General features: G+C 63.7%; 23 protein-coding genes. 8 read left to right on the top strand and 15 right to left on the bottom strand.

Annotated elements, in window-relative coordinates:
* Positions 1-47: 47 nt before the first annotated feature.
* Genes paaI through paaA form a run of 8 tightly spaced genes read right to left on the bottom strand, consistent with a single transcriptional unit; the run spans position 48 to position 6,658 of the window.
* Positions 48-485, bottom strand: coding sequence for a hydroxyphenylacetyl-CoA thioesterase PaaI (paaI, locus tag CR103_RS01350; protein ID WP_099914190.1), 438 nt, complete (start codon positions 483-485; stop codon positions 48-50).
* A complete protein-coding gene (gene paaH, locus CR103_RS01345) occupies positions 478-2,058 on the bottom strand; it encodes a 3-hydroxyacyl-CoA dehydrogenase PaaH (RefSeq protein WP_099914189.1) in 1,581 nt (526 codons plus the stop codon). The genes paaI and paaH overlap by 8 nt, the downstream gene beginning before the upstream one ends.
* 2 nt (positions 2,059-2,060) lie before the next feature.
* Positions 2,061-2,852 (bottom strand): 2-(1,2-epoxy-1,2-dihydrophenyl)acetyl-CoA isomerase PaaG, encoded by a 792-nt coding sequence (gene paaG, locus CR103_RS01340; protein WP_099914188.1) that lies wholly within the window; start codon positions 2,850-2,852, stop codon positions 2,061-2,063.
* A 58-nt stretch (positions 2,853-2,910) separates the two neighbouring features.
* Positions 2,911-3,987 (bottom strand): 1,2-phenylacetyl-CoA epoxidase subunit PaaE, encoded by a 1,077-nt coding sequence (gene paaE / locus CR103_RS01335; protein ID WP_099914187.1) that lies wholly within the window; start codon positions 3,985-3,987, stop codon positions 2,911-2,913.
* Between the two features lie 42 nt (positions 3,988-4,029).
* A complete protein-coding gene (paaD, locus tag CR103_RS01330) occupies positions 4,030-4,560 on the bottom strand; it encodes a 1,2-phenylacetyl-CoA epoxidase subunit PaaD (RefSeq protein ID WP_099914186.1) in 531 nt (176 codons plus the stop codon).
* A gap of 5 nt (positions 4,561-4,565) precedes the next feature.
* Entirely contained in the window at positions 4,566-5,339 is a 774-nt protein-coding gene (paaC, locus tag CR103_RS01325; protein WP_370659407.1) for a 1,2-phenylacetyl-CoA epoxidase subunit PaaC, read from the bottom strand.
* A complete protein-coding gene (paaB, locus tag CR103_RS01320; RefSeq protein WP_099914185.1) occupies positions 5,336-5,620 on the bottom strand; it encodes a 1,2-phenylacetyl-CoA epoxidase subunit PaaB in 285 nt (94 codons plus the stop codon). The genes paaC and paaB overlap by 4 nt, the downstream gene beginning before the upstream one ends.
* A gap of 51 nt (positions 5,621-5,671) precedes the next feature.
* Entirely contained in the window at positions 5,672-6,658 is a 987-nt protein-coding gene (paaA, locus tag CR103_RS01315) for a 1,2-phenylacetyl-CoA epoxidase subunit PaaA (protein ID WP_099914184.1), read from the bottom strand.
* A 202-nt stretch (positions 6,659-6,860) separates the two neighbouring features.
* Here paaA and paaX point away from each other — a divergent pair, with 202 nt between their 5' ends.
* Together paaX and CR103_RS01305 are read left to right on the top strand one after the other, a co-directional pair.
* On the top strand, positions 6,861-7,781 hold the full coding sequence (gene paaX, locus CR103_RS01310) for a phenylacetic acid degradation operon negative regulatory protein PaaX (RefSeq protein WP_099914183.1): 921 nt from the start codon (positions 6,861-6,863) through the stop codon (positions 7,779-7,781).
* A 67-nt stretch (positions 7,782-7,848) separates the two neighbouring features.
* Positions 7,849-8,031: a hypothetical protein gene (locus CR103_RS01305; RefSeq protein WP_099914182.1), complete on the top strand. Its 183-nt coding sequence runs from the start codon at positions 7,849-7,851 to the stop codon at positions 8,029-8,031.
* 55 nt (positions 8,032-8,086) lie between these two features.
* Here CR103_RS01305 and CR103_RS01300 read toward each other — a convergent pair whose 3' ends face one another.
* Positions 8,087-8,347 (bottom strand): DUF2442 domain-containing protein, encoded by a 261-nt coding sequence (locus CR103_RS01300; RefSeq protein WP_099914321.1) that lies wholly within the window; start codon positions 8,345-8,347, stop codon positions 8,087-8,089.
* A 155-nt stretch (positions 8,348-8,502) separates the two neighbouring features.
* Between CR103_RS01300 and CR103_RS01295 the strand changes: the two genes are divergently transcribed.
* Positions 8,503-9,645, top strand: coding sequence for a M14 family metallopeptidase (locus tag CR103_RS01295; protein ID WP_099914181.1), 1,143 nt, complete (start codon positions 8,503-8,505; stop codon positions 9,643-9,645).
* Between the two features lie 72 nt (positions 9,646-9,717).
* On the opposite strand, the gene CR103_RS01290 is transcribed toward CR103_RS01295, so the two are convergent.
* The 3 genes from CR103_RS01290 to pmbA all read right to left on the bottom strand — a co-directional run bounded on the left by CR103_RS01290 (position 9,718) and on the right by pmbA (position 14,769).
* Positions 9,718-11,925 (bottom strand): TonB-dependent receptor plug domain-containing protein, encoded by a 2,208-nt coding sequence (locus tag CR103_RS01290; RefSeq protein WP_229442593.1) that lies wholly within the window; start codon positions 11,923-11,925, stop codon positions 9,718-9,720.
* 219 nt (positions 11,926-12,144) lie between these two features.
* Positions 12,145-13,242, bottom strand: coding sequence for a TRAP transporter substrate-binding protein (locus CR103_RS01285; protein WP_099914180.1), 1,098 nt, complete (start codon positions 13,240-13,242; stop codon positions 12,145-12,147).
* Between the two features lie 174 nt (positions 13,243-13,416).
* Positions 13,417-14,769: a metalloprotease PmbA gene (pmbA, locus tag CR103_RS01280; RefSeq protein WP_099914179.1), complete on the bottom strand. Its 1,353-nt coding sequence runs from the start codon at positions 14,767-14,769 to the stop codon at positions 13,417-13,419.
* Between the two features lie 91 nt (positions 14,770-14,860).
* Between pmbA and yjgA the strand changes: the two genes are divergently transcribed.
* The 5 genes from yjgA (at position 14,861) to CR103_RS01255 (ending at position 17,415) form a co-directional block, all read left to right on the top strand.
* Positions 14,861-15,484: a ribosome biogenesis factor YjgA gene (gene yjgA / locus CR103_RS01275; RefSeq protein WP_099914178.1), complete on the top strand. Its 624-nt coding sequence runs from the start codon at positions 14,861-14,863 to the stop codon at positions 15,482-15,484.
* Entirely contained in the window at positions 15,432-16,079 is a 648-nt protein-coding gene (gene mog, locus CR103_RS01270) for a molybdopterin adenylyltransferase (protein WP_370659406.1), read from the top strand. Before yjgA ends, mog begins: the two co-directional genes overlap by 53 nt.
* A gap of 11 nt (positions 16,080-16,090) precedes the next feature.
* A complete protein-coding gene (locus tag CR103_RS01265) occupies positions 16,091-16,759 on the top strand; it encodes an alpha/beta hydrolase (RefSeq protein WP_099914176.1) in 669 nt (222 codons plus the stop codon).
* A 173-nt stretch (positions 16,760-16,932) separates the two neighbouring features.
* Positions 16,933-17,196 (top strand): hypothetical protein, encoded by a 264-nt coding sequence (locus tag CR103_RS01260; protein WP_099914175.1) that lies wholly within the window; start codon positions 16,933-16,935, stop codon positions 17,194-17,196.
* 21 nt (positions 17,197-17,217) lie between these two features.
* Positions 17,218-17,415, top strand: a complete 198-nt coding sequence (locus CR103_RS01255; RefSeq protein WP_099914174.1) for a hypothetical protein — start codon at positions 17,218-17,220, stop codon at positions 17,413-17,415.
* 90 nt (positions 17,416-17,505) lie between these two features.
* On the opposite strand, the gene CR103_RS01250 is transcribed toward CR103_RS01255, so the two are convergent.
* From CR103_RS01250 to CR103_RS01240, 3 genes are read right to left on the bottom strand one after another with little or no spacing between them, the layout of a single operon-like run.
* Complete coding sequence (locus CR103_RS01250; RefSeq protein ID WP_099914173.1) at positions 17,506-18,060, bottom strand: carboxymuconolactone decarboxylase family protein; 555 nt, start codon at positions 18,058-18,060, stop codon at positions 17,506-17,508.
* The gene (locus tag CR103_RS01245) at positions 18,057-18,911 is read right to left on the bottom strand and encodes a fumarylacetoacetate hydrolase family protein (protein ID WP_099914172.1); all 855 of its coding nucleotides are present in this window, start codon (positions 18,909-18,911) and stop codon (positions 18,057-18,059) included. Before CR103_RS01245 ends, CR103_RS01250 begins: the two co-directional genes overlap by 4 nt.
* A 60-nt stretch (positions 18,912-18,971) precedes the next feature.
* Entirely contained in the window at positions 18,972-20,186 is a 1,215-nt protein-coding gene (locus CR103_RS01240) for a YbfB/YjiJ family MFS transporter (protein ID WP_099914171.1), read from the bottom strand.

Raw genomic sequence — 20,186 nt, 5'->3', positions numbered from 1 at the left:
GTTCTTCGAATATGGACTCAAGCCGCCGCTGTGGCCAAAGCGTCCAATCAGCTGGCCGCTTCAATCACCATACCGGCGACCCGGTGCGATTTTCCGCGAAACAGGGCGACGGTGCGCCCTTCGCCGTTGCTCACCTTGACGTCGTACACGCCGGTCTTGCCGGCCAGCGCCTGCTCGCTCGCCTCGGCGGTGAGCAGGTCGCCCTCGCGGCCGGGGGCCAGGTAGTCGATGCTGCAGCCGGCGCCAACCGTGTTGTGATTATGCGAATTGCAGGCAAACGCGAAGGCGCTGTCGGCCAGCATGAAAATATAGCCGCCGTGGCAGCTCTGGTGGCCGTTGAGCATGTCGGCGCGCACCGTCATCGTCATGCGCGCGTAACCGGGCCGGATTTCGGCCAGCAGCATGCCCAGGGCCTGGCTGGTGGGGTCGCGCTGGTACATGGTTTTGCCGGCCAGTTCGGCAAGTAGCTGTGGATTGCTATGCATAAAATCGTGTTCCCGCAGCTGTTCCCGCCAGCTTGCGGCGCAGCAGCGGCGAGACGCGGTAGCGCTCTTCGCCGTAGCTTGTGGCCAGGTTCGACAGGACGGTGACGACCTGACGCACGCCGATCGCGTCGGTCCAGGCCAGTGGGCCGCGCGGGTAGTTGACGCCTTTTTGCATCGCGATGTCGACCGCTGCCGCGCTGCAGACGCCCTGGTTGACGGCGTCGGCCGCCTCGTTGGCCAGCATGGCGACGGTGCGCATCACCGCCATCCCGGGCACGTCGTCGATGCGCGAGACGATGAAGCCGGCGGCCTGGAACAGCCCGACCGCGGCGTTGTATGCCGCGTCGCCGCACTGGTCGGCGCGCGCGAGCGCGATGCGCGTCGCCCCCGCATAGTCGAAGGCGAGGTCGAACAGGACGGTGTCGGGATGCTTGTTGGCGTTGGCGCGCTCGGTGGCGCTGCGGCCATCGGTCAGAAAGATCGCCGCGCCGTTGCAGTGGAAGGCCGGCGCCTCGTGTTCAAGAGCGCCCGGCAAGGGTTTACGGTGGGCCACGGTAAAGCCGGCGCCGGCCAGGCGCTGCGCAATCAAGCCGGTCACCGCATGATTGACGCCGGGCTCGACACTGACGCTGACGGTTTCGGGGCGCAGCTGAACGGCTTCGCTCTGCGGCGCCGGCTTGACGTCGTCGTCGCCATAGCGGTAAAAGCCGCGCCCCGTTTTGCGGCCGAGGAAACCGGCGTTGACCATCTCCTGCTGCAGCACCGACGGCGTAAAGCGCGGGTCGCCGAAATAGGCCTGGTGAACCGAGCGGGTGACCGCGAAATTGACGTCATGGCCGATCAGGTCCATTAGGGCGAAGGGACCCATGCGAAAACCGCCGCAGTCAACCATGATCGCGTCCAGCGTGGCCGGGGCGGCGGCCTGCTCCGACAGCAATCGCAGCGCCTCGGCGTAAAACGGACGGGCGACGCGGTTGACGATAAAGCCGGGGGTCGATTTTGCGTGTACCGGGTTCTTGCCCCATCGCGCGGCGGTGGCGAACACGGTGTCGGCGACCTGCTGCTCGGTGGCCAGGCCGCTAATCACTTCGACCAGCGCCATCAGCGGTACCGGGTTGAAGAAGTGCATGCCGACCAGGCGCTGCGGGCGGCGCAATTCGGCGCCGATCGCAGTGACCGAAATCGACGAGGTGTTGGTGGCCAGGATGCAGGTGTCGGCGACAATGGTTTCGAGTTCGGCGAACAGGCAACGCTTGACCTCGAGATCCTCGACGATCGCCTCGACGACGAGAACGCAATCGCGCACGTCGGCGAGCGTGGCGGCGACCCGTATGCGCGCCTTGGCGGCGTCGGCGTCATGGGCCGTCATGCGGCCCTTCTCGACCAGCCGGGCATACAGCTTGCCGATGGCAGCGATCGCTTTTGCCGCGGCATCAACACGCGTGTCGAACAGGATGACCTGGTGGCCGGCGCTGGCCGCCACCTGCGCGATGCCCGAACCCATGGCGCCGCTGCCGATCACGGCGACGATGCTGCCTTCTTCCAGTGCAGTGTGATTAAAATGCGCTGTCATCGTTACTCTCCGCGGAAATTGGCCGGGCGTTTCGCGATGAACGCGGCGACACCTTCCTTGTAATCATGGCTGTGCCCCAGTTCACGCATCATCGCCGCTTCCAGCTTGAGCTGCTCGGGCAGGGTGTTCGTGTAGCTTGCCTGCAGCGCTTTCTTGGTGAACGCCAGGCCCTTGGTCGGCGCTACTGCGAAGTGCGCGGCCATCGCATTGGCTTGGTCCATCAAGGCGGCGTCGGGCACGCACTTCCAGATCAGGCCCCATTGTTCGGCCGTTTCGGCGTCCAGTTTTTCGCCCAGCATGGCCAGGCCCATGGCGCGCGCGTGGCCGATCAGGCGCGGCAAGTGCCAGGTGCCGCCGGTGTCGGGGATCAGGCCGAGTTTACAAAATACTTCGACGAAGCTGGCCGATTTCGCCGCCAGCACGATGTCGCAGGCGAGCGCGATGTTGGCGCCGGCGCCGGCGGCAACGCCGTTGACGGCGCAGATCACCGGCATCGGCAAGGCTTTGAGCGACAGCACCAGCGGCGCGTAATACTGCTCGACCGAGTCGCCAAGGTCGACGCCTTGCGCGCCCGGTTCGACGGCGCGGTCCGATAAATCCTGGCCGGCGCAAAAGCCGCGGCCGGCGCCGGTCAGCAGCAGCACGCGCACGCTCGGGTCGGTGGCGGTAAGCGCCAGCGCGTGGCGCACTTCCAGGTGCATCGCCTGGGTGAAGCTGTTCAGTTTTTCCGGACGGTTCAGCGTCAATGTGGCGATGCCGTTCTCGATATGGAACAGGATGTTCTGGTAATTCATGTGCTCTCCGAAAAATTTGTACTTATATTTATATTTAGTCGAATTGGTCGAATTGCTCTTATTCGGCCTGGTCGAAGTCGATTACGACCTTGTCGGTCACGGGAAAACTCTGGCACGACAAGACGAAGCCGCGCGCAACCTCGTAGTCTTCCAGCGCGTAGTTGACGTCCATCTCGACCTTGCCTTCGACCAGCTTGCAGCGGCAGGTCGAGCATACGCCAGACTTGCACGAATAGCGCATGTCGATGCCGGCGCGCAGGCCGGCGTCGAGAATCGATTCCTTGTCCTTGTCCATCGTGAAGCTGGTGTGGTTGCCGTCCATGATGACGGTGACGTCGGTCTCGTTGCGTGCCAAGGCGCCCAAGTCGCGTGGCTTGTGCTGATGCTTCGGGACACTGGCGGCGAACAGCTCGATCTTGATGTTTTGCTTGGGCATGCCGGCTTCCTGCAGCGCCGCTGACACCCCGTGCATCATGTCTTCCGGCCCGCAGATGAAGGCGATGTCGATGTCCTCGACCCGAATCCAGTGGCGCAGCAGCTGTTCGGTTTTTTCCCTGGTGATGCGGCCGTTGAACAGGTCGATGTCCTGCTGCTCGCGGCTCATCACGTAAGCTAGCTGCAGCCGCTCCATGTAGATGTCTTTCAGGTCCGTCAGGTCTTCCTTGAAGATGACGCAGGACGAGGCGCGGTTACCGTAAAACAGCGTGAAGCGGCTGTTTGGCTCGGTCAGCAAGGTCGTCTTGATGATCGACAGGATCGGCGTGATGCCGCTGCCAGCGGCAAAGGCGACGTAGTTGCGCGCGTTGGCGGCCGCCAGCGGCACGTTGAAGTGGCCCATCGGCGGCATCACCTCGATCACGGCGCCCGGTTTCAAGGTGTCGTTGGCCCAGGTCGAAAACAGGCCGCTTGCGCAACGCTTGATCGCCACCCGCAGCAGCTTGTCCTGCACCGCCGAGCAGATCGAGTACGAGCGGCGCACGTCTTCGTCGTTGATCAAGGCGCGCAAGGTCAGGTGCTGGCCCTGCTGGTACGTGAAAGTCTCCTGCAGTTCCGGCGGCACGTTGAAGGTAACGGCAATGGTGTCGCGCGTTTCGTTGCGCACCGCGGCGACCGCCAGTGGGTAAAATTTGTTCATGATCGCCTTAGTGGACTTGAAAACCTGATGGCCGTGGTAACTTTAATGGCACTTAAAATAATCGAACGGTTCGCGGCAGTCGAGGCACTTGTAGAGCGCCTTGCACGGCGTCGAGCCGAATTGGCTGGTCAGTTCGGTGTGGTTCGAGCCGCAGTTGGGGCAATCCACCGTCAGTGCGGGCCGCAGCACGCTTCGCTTGACGCCGGCGTGCAGGCCGCTGATGTCGATCACCTGCTGCGCCGGCGGCGCGATGCCGTAGCCCTTCAAAGCCGCCTTGCCGGCCTCGCTCATCCAGTCGGTGGTCCAGGCCGGCGACAGCTGGTTCACCAGCCGCACCGATTGCACGCCGTGGCCGAGCAGCGCTTCGCTCACCGATTCGGCGATCACCTGCATCGCCGGGCAGCCGGAATAGGTCGGAGTGATGGTGACGACGCATTGATCGCCCTGCCACTCGACGGCGCGCACGATGCCCAGGTCGACGATCGAGATCACCGGAATTTCGGGGTCCGAGACCTGGCCGAGCCAGTCCCAGACCTGGGCGCTCGCCGCGTTGGCATCTGGCTGCGGGCGCATTGCCGCTACCACTGGGCGCCGGGATAGGCGCGCTGCAGGAACTGCATCTCGGCGAGGATGAAACCGAGGCGCTCGCTGTGCACGCCCTTCTTGCCGCCGCGCTGCATCCAGGCGTCGGCCGCGGGCATGTTCAGGGTCGCTTCGGCAAAAATTTCGGCGACGTGCTCGAGGAAGTCAGCCCGCAGGCTGTCGGCGACGGGCGCCACGCCCAGCTCCACCATGGCGGTGTCGACGGCGTCGTAGATAAACATCTCGCCGCTGTACATCCACAAGGCGTCGGCCGCGGCCTGGGCCTTGGCGTGGCTTTCGACGCTGCCGTCGCCGAGGCGCACGACCAAATCGCCGCTGCGGCGCAAATGATAGGTCACTTCCTTGAGCGATTTTTCGGCGATTTCGGCCACGCGCGGATCGCTTGAAGAAACCAGCGCCTTAAGGAAAAAATAATGCCAGGTGTCGAAGAAAAACTGGCGCATCATCGTGTCGGCGTAATTGCCGTTCGGCTGCTCGACCAGCAGGCAGCAGCGCATCTGCCGGGCGTCGCGCAGGAAGGCCAGGTCGTCTTCGCTGCGACCAAGGCCTTCGAGTTCGGCGGCATAGGCGTACCACATGCGGGTCTGGCCGAGCAGGTCGAGGGCGACATTGGTGAGGGCCATGTCTTCTTCCAGCGCCGGGCCCTTGCCGCACAACTGGGACAGCTGCTGCGACAGGATCAGGGCGTTGTCGCCCTGGCGCAAAAGATAATTGATCTTGGCGTCCTTGATCTTATTGTCAATCTTCACAGGTTCTTCACTTCTTCAGGCATCGGGAAGAACGTCGGGTGGCGATACACCTTGCTGTTGGCCGGCTCGAACAGTATGTCTTTGTCGGCCGGGCTGGAAGCGACGATGTCAAGGGCGCGCACGACCCAGATCGAGACGCCTTCGTTGCGGCGGGTGTAGACGTCGCGCGCATTATTGATCGCCATTTCGGCGTCGGGGGCGTGCAGGCTGCCCACATGCTTGTGCGCCAGGCCATGCTGACTGCGAATAAAAACTTCCCACAGAGGCCATTCCTTGCTCATTGTCCGCTCCCGGTTCTGCTGAAAATAATGCTTGAGAATTGATCAAACTAATTAAGCCGCGGCGCGCGCCGCTTTCTTGTCGGCGTAGGCCACCAGCGCTTCGCGGAACCAGGCGCCGTCATCCCAGGCCTTGACGCGGGTTTTCAGGCGCTCCTTGTTGCACGGCCCGTTACCCTTGAGGACATTATGGAATTCGCTCCAGTCGATGGCGCCGAATTCGTAGTGGCCGGTCGCGGCGTTGAACTTGAGGTCGGGATCCGGCACCGTCAGGCCGAGGAATTCGGCTTGGGGGACAGTCTGGTCAACCATGCGCTGGCGCAGTTCGTCGTTCGAAAACAGCTTGATGCGCCACTGCGCCGACTGCGCGCTGTTGACCGATTCGGCGTCGGACGGGCCGAACATCATCAACGACGGCCACCACCAGCGGTTCAGCGCGTCCTGCGCCATCGCCTTTTGCTCCGGCGTGCCGTTGCACAGACTGAGCATGATGTCGTAGCCCTGGCGCGCGTGGAACGATTCTTCCTTGCAGACGCGGATCATGGCGCGTGCGTACGGGCCGTACGAGCAGCGGCACAGCGGAATCTGGTTGATGATGGCCGAGCCGTCGACCAGCCAGCCGACCGCGCCCATGTCGGCCCACGACAGGGTCGGGTAATTGAAGATGCTCGAATACTTGGCCTTGCCTGCATTAAGGGCGGCGATCAGGTCGTCGCGCGAGACGCCCAGCGTTTCGGCGGCGCTGTACAGGTACAGGCCGTGGCCGGCTTCGTCCTGGATCTTGGCCAGCAAGATGGACTTGCGTTTGAGCGTGGGGGCGCGCGTCACCCAGTTGCCCTCGGGTAGCTGGCCGACGATCTCGGAGTGGGCGTGCTGGGAAATCTGGCGGATCAGCGTCTTGCGGTAGGCGTCAGGCATCCAGTCCTTCGCCTCGATCTTGACGCCGGCATCGATGCGGGCCTGGAAAGCGCGCTCTTCTTCACCCATGTCGGCGAGCGATTGGACCTGGTTGAGGCCGGTTTCCACCAGTTGCGCGTACATGCTGATCTCCGTTTGCTTAACTCTGATTATCGATAATACGATACACGAATAAAGAAGTACACAGTAAATTTGAATCACATAAATATTGTGTATCCTTATGCCTTTCTTGCAATAAAAAGCAAATTCATCGTGCGCCGATCCGGCGCTAAAGTAAACTGCGGCCTTGCTTGCCAAACCGTCCGGCCGCCCGTGAAAATAACGTATGAAACAACTGACCTGCAGTGAATGGATCGGCCACTTCCTCGCCAGCGAGCCGCCGCGTTCGAAGTCGCTGGTAATGACGATTTTCGGCGACGCCATCGCGCCGCACGGCGGCACGGCGTGGCTGGGTAGCCTGATCGAGCTGCTGGCGCCGTTCGGCGTCAACGACCGCCTGTTGCGCACCAGCGTGTTCCGGCTGGCGCAGGAGGGTTGGCTGCGGGCCAGCCGCGAGCGGCGCCGCAGTTCGTATGCCATCCTGCCGCAGGCGCTGCCGCGTTTCGAGCGCGCCTACCGCCGCATCTACGCGCCGCTCGAGGTCCATTGGGACGGCAACTGGACGCTGGTGCTGGCCGCCGGCGCAGCGCTCGAGGCGCCGCTGCGCGCGGCGCTGCGCAAGGAGCTGCTGTGGGAAGGCTATGCGCTGGTGTCGGCCGGCGTCTTCGGCCATCCGGCAGGCGACCCGGAGGTGCTGCAGGATATCCTCACGCGCCTGGGCGCCGGCGGCAAGCTGTTCGCGGTAAGCGCCACCGCGCTGCCGAACGTGGCCGGGCGGCCGATGCCGGAACTGGTCGGCGAAGGCTGGAACCTGTCGGGCGTGGTCCAAGGCTACCAGCAGTTCATCGACCGTTTTGAGCCACTGCTGGCGGTCGACACCAGCCAGTTGGCGCCAGAGCAGGCCTTCGTCATCCGCACCTTGCTGATTCACGCCTACCGCCGGGTGCAATTGCACGATCCGATGCTGCCGGTCGAGCTGCTGCCCGATCCATGGCCGGGGGCCCGCGCCTACGAGCTGGCGCGCGCGTTGTACCGGGCAATCCACGCCGCCGCCGACGGCCATGTGCTGGCGGCACTGCGGCGCGAAGACGAGCATGTGCCACTGGCCGAGGTGTCGTTCTTCCAGCGCTTTGGCGGGCTTGATTAGGACAACGCTGAGTACTCTGTGGCGCACTCGGGTGTGGGTGCAATCATGCAATTTTTTAACAGTGGAAATGGCGATGCAAATCCGCTTGTCGGGCGCCGCGCTGATTGCGGTTTGCTTCAGTTCCGCAATTTCTATCACCAGCACCGCGCCGATCAACTGCCTGGCCGCCGACGTGGATCTTGAGCAGGCGATATGCGCGCAGCCCGCATTGCTTGCCCGGGACCAGTCGATTTCTGCTCGGCTCGATTGACCGTTTTTTTATTCCCAGCTGGTAAGGCAGTCGAGCCTGGTCCAATGAATCGGGCTTAGCAGTCGTGGCCGGGCCGGTCGTAGTCGCCGGCGAACGGGTTGCGAATGGTGTCGAGCGGCAAGTCGAGGTCGAGGGCGGGCCAGTATAAACGGCTCGCGCTGGGGCACACCACGCCCGTGATCTGGGCGACAGTGGCGTGTTCGAAGCGGGGGAACTCGACGAACGGCAAATACAATTCTTCGGCGCCGAATTGTAGCCAGAAGCCGAGTTTATTGATACTGGTAACCTCGGCATGCGAGAAACAGATGGCGCTCATGGTACTCCCGACGTCGGCTGCGGCAGCGCCGTTGCGCTGCCGAGTTCGAACGGTAGCAAACCCAGGCGTTAAGATTTTGACACGGCACAGGAGATGCGATGGCTGCGCTTCCAGTATCATGGCTATCGCCTTTACCTTCGACAACAGGACCTACCATGTCTATCAAAATCAGCAGCCAGTTCGACGCTGGCGCCATCGACGTCGTCAGCGCTACGAGCGCCGCCAACATCGAACTGAACATCCGCAAGGATTCGCACGCCGACATCACCCAGTGGTTTTATTTCCGCCTGCAGGGTGCGCAAGGGGATGCATGCAGCATCCGCTTCATGAATGCCGGCGACTGCGCCTACCCGGAAGGCTGGAACGGCTACCAGGCGATGGCCAGCTACGACCGGGTCGAGTGGTTTCGCGTGCCGACGGTCTTCGACGGCGCCGTCATGACGATCAGCCACACCCCGGCCATGGACAGCGTGTATTACGCCTACTTCGAACCGTATTCGTGGGAGCGCCATCTCGACCTGATCGACCGCGCGCAGATGTCCGGGCAGGTGCGCGTGCTCGACCTTGGCAGCACGGTCGAGGGGCGCGACATGAATGTGCTGGTGATCGGCGAACCGTCAGCGGCCGGCTCGCCGGACCGCAAAAAAGTGTGGGTGATCGCGCGCCAGCATCCGGGCGAGACGATGGCCGAATGGCTGGTCGAAGGCATGCTCGACGCCCTGCTCGATCCGGCCGACGCTTTTGGACGCCAGTTGCTCAAGGAAGCGGTGTTCTACGTCGTGCCGAACATGAATCCGGACGGCTCGGTGCATGGCAACCTGCGCACCAACGCGGCCGGCGCCAACCTCAACCGCGAATGGAACACGCCATCGATGGAACGCAGCCCGGAGGTTTTTCTGGTCAAGCAAAAGATGCATGAAACCGGCTGCGATTTGTTCCTCGACGTACATGGCGACGAAGGCCTGCCGTACGTGTTCGTGGCCGGCAGCGGCGCGCTGCCGACCTTCACCGCACAGCAGGCGCAGCAGGAGCAACAGTTCGCCGCCGATTTTTGCATCGCCAGCCCGGACTTCCAGACGGAACATGGCTACCCCGAGGCGCCCTACACCGACGAAGTGCTGACGATGGGTTCGCCGCACATCACGCACGCCTTCGGCTGCCTGGCACTGACGCTCGAGCTGCCGTTCAAGGACAATGCCAACGCTCCGGATCCCGAGACCGGTTGGGATGGCGCGCGCAGTGCGCGCCTGGGCGCGGCCATGCTGCAGCCGATTTTGCAGGCACTGCGCCGCGGTTGAGTCAGTAATCGCCGGCCAAGAAAAAACGCCCCGGACTGCGGGGCGTTTTGTTTATGGTCCGTTTATTTGCAATCAGAACTTCATCTCGAGCAGCGCGCGCAGCACCACCGAGGTCGGGGCGATGGTGCTGTCGCTTAGACTGCCGCTGGGGTCGGCATAGCGCGATTGCGTCAGGTTGTCCTGGTGCAGCGCGTTGGCGAGCGATACGCGCAGCTGATTTTTCGGGCTGAGTTTCCACAGCCCGTACAGGTCGAGCGAACGCTTGGGTACCGAATAGGCGTACTGATTGAGCGAAATGCGCACCGGGCCGCCGTTCTGGAAGCTGTAGCTGCCGCCGAGCGTCAGCGGCGCGCTGTCGAGCTTGTAATCGACGCCGACCGTGCCGCTGAACGGCGTCTGCTGGTCGAGCCGGTTGTTCGGGCCCGGCACGGTGGTCAACGTCGACCAGTTGCGCGCCAAGTTGGCGCGCAAATCGATGTTCGGCGCCGTCTTGTAGAGCGAGCGCAGCGGCAGCTTGGCTTCGAGCTCGATGCCACGCGTGTTGGCCACCCCATCGTTGACCGGCATCGATACCCACAGGCCGTCGACCAGGCTGACCTGGTTGCGCGTGATGTCGTCGATGCGGCGCACGAAGGTGCTGGCGGTCAACAGGCCGCCGCCGTCGAGGTAGTGCTCGTAGGCCAGGTCCAGGCCCCACGCCAGTTCGGGTTTCAGCAGCGGGTTGCCCTGCTGGTCGGGGCTGGTCTGGCTGTTGTTGTTGGAGGAGAAGCGGCGCGGTATCAGGCTGCCCACGCCAGGCGCCTTGTAGGTGCGCGTCAGGCCCAGCCGCACTTGGTCGCTCTTGCTGCCAGGGATCTTCCACAGGGTCTGGAACAGCGGACTCCACACGCTCGACTTGTTGTCCACCGGCGCGTAGCCGGCACCGCTGCTGCGCGTCTCGATGCCTTCCCAGCGCAGGCCGGCGTAGACCGACCAACGTGGCGTGACGGTCCATTCATCCTGCGCAAACAACGCCAGCCGGGTGACGTTGGCGGCAAACACCTGGTCGAGGTCTTTCGCCACGCCAGGTACGGGCGACGTTTCGCGCTGGATGCGGTCTTCGTCGCGCTTGCTGTAGCCGGCATCCCAGCCGGCCGCCAGCGCATGGCCTTCGAAGATCGGCGTCGCATACTTGCCGCTGGCGGTTAAACCTTTGTCGACCGCGCTTGAGGTGATCAGGCGCTCGAGCACCTGCTTGCCGGCGGCGTCGAACTGGCGCGACGGCGCGCGCGTGTCGCGCTGGCTGTAATTGACGCCGGCTTTCATGTCGAGCTTGGCGCCCTGGGCCAGCTTGCGGGTCCACGAGAGGTCGCTGCGGAACAGTGCCGAATCCGATTCGATGGCGACATTGGTGGCGCTGTACCGCGGCGCGGCGCCCAGCAGCGTGTGCACTTTTTCGGTGTTGTCGCCGCGAAAGCGGTTGACGTTGATAAAATTTTGCGAAGTGATGACGTCGCCCGGTCCGAGCGTCCAGTTAATCCGCGGCGACAGGTTGAAAGCTTCGAAGTGGCCGCGGTTTTGCTGGTCGGCGCGGCGCAGCAGGATCGGCGCGCCGGCAGCGTTGCCGCCCTCGGTGACGACTTCGGACGGCCGCTCGAATCTGGCATAGGTGATGCCGCCGCCGACCGCGTACGACAGCGGCCCCTTGCGGTCGGCCAGCTGGAAGTTGATGTTGGTGCCGTAGTTGCCGTTGTCTTCCTGCGCGCCCGCCTTGACTTCGCGCTGCGCCGTCACGATGGTACGCTTGAGCACGATATTGATGGCGCCGGCGATGGCTTGTGTGCTGTATTCGGCGGTGGCGGCGCGCATGATCTCGATGCGCTCGATCATGTCGGGCGACAGCGAATCGAGCGAGAATCCGGCCGGACTCGGTTCGCCGTTGAGCAGGATCTGGGTATAGCCGCTGCCCAGGCCACGCATGCGGATATCGCCGCCGCGGCCCTGCACGCCGCCCACCGTCACGCCCGGCAAGCGCTTGAGCACTTCGCCGATGGTGGTGTCGCCGTTGCGCAAAATTTCTTCTTGCGAGACGACGATCTTGGTGGCGGTATCGTTGCGCCGCGCGTCGTACGAGGCGGCGGCGCCCTTGATTTCGACTTTCTGGATTGGCGCCGGGACCTGCTCGGCCGGGACGGCGCCCTGCTGTCCGGCCGCCTGGGCCGCGACCATGCCGAAGATGGCAGGGGCGGCGATCAGCAGGCGAAGGGTAAGCGCGCGTGAAGGAGTGTTGTTGTTAGACATTGTTTTTTTGGAAGTCGTCATGTAATAGGGGGCTGCGGTCGATACCGATGGCGGGCGCCATCATCACAGGTTACGACGAAAAATAGTTGTTATTGCGACAGAATGCTCGAATTCGGGGCCGATCTGCAACAGGACCCGATGCGCGCGATGATGGGCCGGCCCGAACCAAAAACGCCCCAAACTTCGGGGCGTTATATGCTTGTTCTTACTGCCGGCAGCTTACTGGCCCTTGTTGGCGCTGATCAGGTAATTCTGCATGCTGGCCTCGGCCACCGACGCCCAGGTATTCTGCTCGCGGCGGAATACCTTCCACGGCTCGTAAATCTTCTTGAACTTGGGATTTTTCGCCGCTTCCTCTTCCATCATCTCGGTTGCCGCTTTGTAGCCGGCGTCCAGCAGCGCTTTGTTAAAGAAGCGGACCTTCGCGCCGTTCTTGATCAGGCGCGCGAGGGCGGCCGGATTCTTGGCGTCGTAGGACGCCTGCATGCCGACGTGGGCCTCGTAGCTCGCCACCTCGATCGCCGCCTGGTATTGCTTCGGCAGCTTTTCCCATTCCTTGAGGTTGATGTAGAACGACAGCTGCGGCCCGGCTTCCCACCAGCCCGGGGCGTAGTAGAACGGCGCCACTTTATAGATGCCGATCTTTTCATCGTCGTAAGGACCGACCCATTCGGCCGCATCGATCGTGCCTTTTTCCAGCGACGGATAGATATCGGCCGCCGGCAGCTGCTGCGTAACCACGCCCAGGCGCGCCATCGTGCGCCCGGCCAGGCCACTGATGCGCATTTTCAGGCCCTTCAAGTCGGCAACCGTCTTGATCTCCTTGCGGAACCAGCCGCCCATCTGGGTGCCGGTATTGCCACCCATGAAGTTGACGATGTTGTAGCCCTTGTAAAACTCGCGCATCAGATCGCGGCCGCCGCCATGCTCGAACCAGGCGGTTTGCTGGCGCGAGGTCAGACCGAACGGCACCGCGCAATCGAAGGCGAAGGTGGCGTCCTTGCCGACATAGTAATAGGCGGCGGTGTGGCCCATTTCGACGGTGTCGGCACGCACCGCGTCCATCACTTCCAGCGCGGGCACGATCTCGCCCGCGGCAAAAGCGCGGATCGTAAACTTGCCACCGGTCAGCTGGGCAACCCGCTTGGTAAAATTTTCGGATGCGCCGAAGATGGTGTCGAGATTTTTCGGGAAGCTGCTGGCAAGGCGCCAGTTGATGGTCGGCAGGTCGGCCGCCTGAGCCAGCGTTGGCGCGACAGCGGCCGCGCCGACGCTGGCGCCGACTGCTGCTTTTTTGAGAAAAGAACGGCGTTCCATGGTGTTGCCTCCGGTAAGTTCATCGCGGGAAATATCCCAACGTTATTCTTGCTTGGGCTAGTGTATTGGCGCTGTTGAAACCATGCAACGAAAATGTAAAATACGTGCCCCACATGCATGTCGTCCCCGCGCAGCGGGGACGACAGTTCGACGGCTCAACCGGTAAAACGGAAACTAGCTGCCGGCAATTACCATGTTCTCGATCAGGATCGAGCCGGTCGACTTGTTGCCCCGCGTTAGCGTATCGTTGCCGATGGCGACGATTTTCTGGAACATGTCTTTCATGTTGCCGGCGATGGTGATTTCCTCGACCGGGTATTGGATGACGCCATTTTCGACCCAGAAACCGGAGGCGCCGCGCGAATAGTCGCCGGTGACGTAATTGGTGCCCTGCCCCATCAGCTCGGTGACCAGCAGGCCGCGGCCCATCTTGCGCAGCATGCCGGCGAAATCGTCGGCGCGCTTGGTGCTCGACGACGTCATGAACAGGTTATGCGAGCCGCCGGCGTTGCCGGTGGTTTGCATGCCGAGTTTACGCGCCGAATAGGTCGACAGGAAGTAGCCCTGCACGACGCCGTCCTTGACGACGTTGCGGCGCACCGTACGCACGCCCTCTTCATCGAACGGCGCCGAGCCGACTTCGCCGACCAGATGCGGGTCTTCGAGGATCTGGATATGCTTCGGGAACACCGACTGGCCGAGCGAATCGAGCAGGAAGGTCGACTTGCGGTACAACGCACCGCCCGAGGTGGCCTGAACAAAAGCGCCGAGCAGGCCGGCGGCGAGCGGCGCTTCGAACAGCACCGGGCAGGTACGGGTGTCGAGCTTACGGGCGTTCAGACGCGCGAGCGCGCGCTCGGCGGCGTAGCGGCCGACAGCTTCCGGCGAGGCCATCTTGCTGGCGTCGCGCACCGACGTGTACCAGTCGTCGCGCTGCATCTTGGCGCCCTTGCCGGCGATCGGCGCCACCGACAGCGTGTGGCGCGAGAATGGATAGCCGCCGGAGAAGCCACGCGAATTGGCGGAAACGAAGTGCGACTGCTGCACGTGCACGCTGCCGCCCTCGCTGTTGGTGATGCGTGCGTCGACGTCGAAAGCGGCGCCTTCGGCACGCTTGGCCAGTTCTACCGCTTCTTCGGTCGATATGCGCCACGGGTAGCACAGGCGCAGGTCGCGCGGCGCCATTTCGAGCAGTTCGGCTTCGGCCAGGCCGGCGCAGTCGTCGTCGGCAGTGAAGCGGGCGATGTTATAGGCCGCGTCGACGGTGGCGCGCATGGCGGCCGGCGAAAAGTCGGACGTGCTGGCGTTGCCGCGTTTCTGGCCGATATAGACCGTCACGCCCATGCCCTTGTCCTTGTTTTGTTCGATCGTCTCGATTTTGCCACGTCGAACCGACACCGACAGCCCGCTGCCCTCGCTGATGTCGACTGCGGCATCGGTGCCGCCCTTCTCGCGCGCGAACGCCAGAACGTCGGCGGCGAGCTGTTTGAGCTGGTCCTGGGTATGGATAAAAACGGAGTCGTTCATGTCGTGTTTTCGTGGCTGTCCGTGAAAACAGTTATCATAGCAGTCGTTTACTGTTTTCACTGATCGGCCGTGTGCCTGTCAGATTCATATCATGCCAAATCCTAACCGCGGTGCCTGCGGGTTCCAATCCTCCGAATTCGAGCAAGAATACGAGCGTCCTTCCAGGTCCGAAGCCAAGCGCCAGAGCCTCGAAGTGCAAAAGCTGGGCGAGGAACTCGTCAATGAAGCGCGCGACCGCGTCAAGCGGGTGCCGATGCCGGAAGACGTGCGCGACGCCATCCTGATGTGCCAGACCATCACCAACCACGAGGGCCGGCGCCGCCAGATGCAATTCGTCGGCAAGAAGATGCGCACGCTCGATGACGAAGAAATTGCCATCATCCAGCGCACCATCGACAGCTGGAAAGGCATGTCGAAGGCCGATACCGCTTACCTGCACGCGCTCGAGCGTCGCCGCGAAAAGCTGCTGGCCGACGACAAGGCGCTGACGGTATTGTCGGGCGAGCATCCGGAACTGGACGTGCAGCACTTGCGCACCCTGATCCGCAACGCCCGCAAGGACCAGGCCGAGAACAAGCCGCCAAAGGCCTACCGCGAGATTTTCCAGATTCTCAAGGATTTAAGCAAGAAGGGCCAACCGGCCAAATCGGCGGCCGGCGACGATGACGAAAACCTCGACCTGGAACCATCCGACGATGAGCCAGACGACGAATAAGGAACTGGTCATCGGCCTGGTGTCGGTGTCCGACCGCGCCAGCAGCGGCGTGTACGAAGACCAGGGCATCCCCGCGCTGGCCGCGTGGCTGGCGGCGGCGCTCACCACGCCGTACCGGATCGAAACGCGCCTGATTCCGGACGAACGCGCGCACATCGAGCGCACCCTGATCGAACTGGTCGACGAGGAGCGCTGCGACCTGGTGCTCACTACCGGCGGCACCGGACCGGCGCGGCGCGACGTCACGCCGGAAGCGACGCTGGCAGTGGGCACGCGCGAAATGCCGGGCTTCGGCGAGCAGATGCGCCAGATCAGCCTGCGCTTTGTGCCGACCGCGATTTTGTCGCGCCAGCTGGCGGTGATCCGCGAAACGCCCGACCATGCGGCACTGATCATGAACCTGCCGGGCCAGCCGAAAGCGATCAAGGAAACCCTTGAAGGGCTCAAGGACTTGGAGGGCAAACAGGTCGTCGGCGGGATTTTTGCAGCCGTACCGTATTGCGTCGACCTGATCGGCGGGCCGTACATGGAAACCGATCCGGCCGTGTGCAAGGCGTTCCGCCCAAAATCGGCGCTGCGGCCACCACAAACCTGACAGGAATTGGCATGACTGAACTGCTCGACAACATCGAAATCGACACCGCGCCCAATCCTGTCGTCGCGGTCATCTGGATGCACGGCCTGGGCGCCGACGGCAACGACTTCGTGCCAATGGTGCGCGAACTCGACCTGGCCGGCCTGCCGCCGATCCGCTTCGTGTTCCCGCACGCCGACCAGATCCCGGTGACGGTCAACGGCGGCTACGTAATGCGGGCTTGGTACGACATCACCAACGCCGACCTGGTGCGGCGCGAGGACGAAGGCGGCTTGCGCCGCTCGCAGTTGCAGGTCGAGGCACTGATCGCGCGCGAAAAAGCGCGCGGCATCCCGGCCGACCGGATCATCCTGGCCGGCTTTTCGCAAGGCTGCGCGATGACCTTGCAGACCGGCTTGCGCCATCCCGAAAAGCTGGCCGGCCTGATGTGCCTGTCGGGCTACCTGCCGTTGTCGGCCAGCGTCGCCGCCGAGCGCACCGAGGAAAGCCTGGACACGCCGATCTTCATGGTGCACGGCCGCAGCGACGGCGTGATCCCGCTCGCCCGCGCGCAGCAGTCGCGCGATCTGCTCCTGTCGATGGGCTACCAGGTCGAGTGGCACGACTATCCGATGCAGCATTCGCTGTGCCAGGAAGAGGTCGTCGACGTCAGCGCCTGGCTCAAAAAAGTGCTGGCCTGAGCGTCCCGTAGTCCGTCGCCCTCGCAAACGCGGGGGCCTCATTTTTCGCTCGCCGAAGAAATGGGATCCCCGCCTGCGCGGCGATGACGGTTTCGAGGGTAGCTTAGCTATCAAACGCCGTCATTTTTCTGGCGGCGTAAAATCCCCCCAAACAACATCACAGAAAGCACCACATGAAAAAAACCGGCATGGCTAAGAGTGACGCCAAAAAATTGATGGGCCAGATGGTCGCCCCGAACGCCGGCTTCGGCAACAGCGCCGGCATCACCGTCGACCGCCGCGAGCAGCGCAAACTCGATCAGGCGGCCGGCCTGGTGCCGTTTGCCGTCAAGCTCAACAGCGATCTGGTGTTGCAGCTGCAAACCCGGGCGAAGGAACGCGACGTCGACCTTAACGCGCTGGTTGCCGACCTGCTGGCCAAGGGCCTTGCAGCCTGATCATGATCGAAGGGGAATACGATGGCAAAGAAAGAAGAACTTGACGAAGAAACGATGGCGCTGATTAACTGGTGCATCGAAGTGGAGAAGTTTCTCGTCGCCGGCGGCGCCACCCAGGCCGAGGCCCAGGACCATATCGAAGAACAGGTCGAGTGGTTCACCGACCAGTTTTATGACGGCCTGACGCCGGAAGAAGCGGCCAAAGAAGCGCTCGCCTGAGCGCCCGGTCCGCACGCCCTTAAATGGCTGGCAACGGTGATCTCGCTCATGATGCCGGTCACGCCATCGAACGCTGCGCCACAGTGCTATCTAATCGGCCAGCGTCCATCCGGGCGCTGCCGGTGCCGGGGTTTGGGCGGCGTTCATCACCATCGCCAGAAAAGTATAGTAGCCGTTGATGCCCATCAGGTCGACTACGCCGTGCTCGCCGAACAGCGCCAGCGCGGCCGCATAGGTCGCTTCGCTCACCCGTTTTTGCTGATGCAGCTCGATGCTGAACTGGTAAACCGCCGCTTCGTCCGCGCGCATCGACTGCGGCGCGGCGCGCGCGGCAATTGCCGCAATTAGCTCGGCCGAAATGCCCGATTGCGCGGCGATCGGCGCGTGGATTGCCCACTCGACCTGCTGGTTCCAATGGCGCGCGGTGACCAGGATCGCCAGCTCCGACAGCCGCGTGCCGATCGCGCTACGATAGCGCAGGTGTTCGCCCATGCGCTGGGCGTTCTCCATCAACTCGGGGCTGCGCAGCAGCGGCACGAACGGGCCGTACAGCGCGCCGCGCGGGCCATCGATGATGGCCTGGGCGGCGATGCGCTGCTCTGGCGTCATCTGGTTCAGGCCGAGTGGCCCGAGCCGGTCACTCATGTTGCCGTCTTCGGATACGCCAGCACTTGCTGCTGTTGTTCGCCCAGGCCCGCGATACCCAGGCGCAGCGTGTCGCCGGCCTTCAGAAAGCGCGGCGGCGTGCGGCCGATGCCGACGCCGGGCGGCGTGCCGGTGGCGATGATGTCGCCTGGCTCGAGCGTCATGAAGCGCGACAGGTAGCTGACCAGCTGCGCCACCGTGAAGATCATCGTCTCGGTAGAGCCGGTCTGCATCCGCTTGCCGTTCAGTTCCAGGTACAGGTCGAGCCGCTGCACGTCGATCACCTCGTCGCGCGTGACCAGCCACGGGCCGACGGGGCCGAAGCTGTCGCAGCCCTTGCCCTTGTCCCATTGCGAGCTTTCGAACTGGTAGCTGCGCTCGGAGACGTCGTTGACGACGCAAAAACCGGCTACGTAGTCGAGTGCATCGGCCTCGCTGACGTACTGCGCGCGCGTGCCGATCACCACCCCCAGTTCGACTTCCCAGTCTCCTTTTTTCGAGCCGGGCGGCAGCATCACCGGATCGTCCGCGCCGGACAGGCTCGATATGGCTTTCATGAAAACGATCGGCTCGTTCGGGATCGGCATGCCGGTTTCCCGGGCGTGGTCGGCGTAATTGAGACCGATGCCGATGAATTTCCCGACCCCTTTGAGCGGCACGCCGAAGCGCGGTTCGCCGCGCACCAGCGGCAGCGTCTTGACGTCGACCTTCGCCAGCTTGCGCAAGGCTTTGTCGGAGAGCAGTTCGGGACCGATATCGTCGACGATGCCGGCCAGGCTGCGCAGCCTGCCCTCGTCATCGATCAGGCCGGGTTTTTCCTTGCCGGGGCGGCCGTAGCGGACCAGTTTCATATTGTTCTTTCAGAGGGGGCGACAGGCTCGCATTCTACCCGGTCGCGCCGCGGCGGTGTTTCAGGCCGGCGCGAGCTGCTCGCGCCGGCGCAGCAGCGCGATGACGCCGATGCACAAGGCGGAGACGGCCAGTGCGGCGCTGCTGATCACGAACAGCAGCGCGTACGAGTGGCGCGCGCTCATGATCGACACCATGATGCTGGCGGCACCGGCCTGCGCCAGCGAAAAACCGAAGTTCATCGCGGTCCAGTAGCGCCGGTGCTGCGCGGCGCCGCCGATCTCCAGCGCGTAGCTCGATGCGGCGCCGACGATGCCGGGCGAGAAGAAGCCGACCAGCACCGACGACACCAGCAGCGCCGCGCTGCTAGTGGCGAACAGCGGCAGGGCCACGCCCGCCGCTTTCAAAGAGAAGGCAAGCAGCAGCGTCGTCGACAGGCCGATGCGGTCGGCCAGCGCGCCGGTGAGATATGGGCCGCAGGCGGCGCCGGCGCCGAAGCAGGCCCAGAAAAATCCGGCCTCGGCCAGCGGCCGATGCAGTTCGCCCGTGATGTAGTCGGCCCAGAACAGGGTGTGCGGCAGGTAGCCGACGGCGTTGAGCGCGTAGGCGGCCAGCAGCAGCGTGACGGATGCCGGGAAGGGTCTGAATGGTTCGCGTGGTCGCGTCACGGGCCGCGCCGGAACAACGGTAACGGCGGGGGCCGGCGACTGCCAGTGGCTCCAGGTGAGTATCGTCAGCAGCAGGCAGATGGCGCCGAGCGTCAGCCAGGTCAGCGCCAGGCCCTGCTGCATCAGGCTTGGAACCACCGTGGCGGCGGCAACGATGCCCAGGCCGACCCCGGAAAAAATCACGCCGCCAACGCGGCCGCGCCGCGCCACCGGCGTGCGCGGCAGGATCAGCACCGGCGCCTGCACCATCAGGATGGCGCCGCAAGCGCCGGCGATGGTGCGCCAGGACAGGAACCACGCCAGCCCGCCGCCCTGCCAGCCGCAGCTGAAAAAACTCAGCGCGCACAGCAGCATCGACAGCCGCACCATGCGCGCGGCGCTCCAGTAGCGCGACAGCCAGGCCACCAGCCCAATGCCGAGGAAGTAACCAGTCAGGTTGGCCGCACCCAGGTAGCCGGCCTCGGTGCGACTGAACCAGGCCTGCTGCACCAGCAGCGGCAGGATCGCGACGTAGGCGAAGCGGCCGATGCCCACGCCCGTCAGGGTGGCGGCCGCGCCGCACAGGCCGGGGCCGGCCAGGCGCAGGCGGGCCTGCCAGCGGCGCCCCAT

Origin of the sequence: Massilia psychrophila (genome assembly GCF_002760665.1) — a bacterium.
GTDB lineage: Bacteria > Pseudomonadota > Gammaproteobacteria > Burkholderiales > Burkholderiaceae_D > JAFCUW01.
The sequence above is the reverse complement of the archived record's forward strand: the minus strand, read 5'-3'. Positions and strand labels throughout refer to the sequence as shown.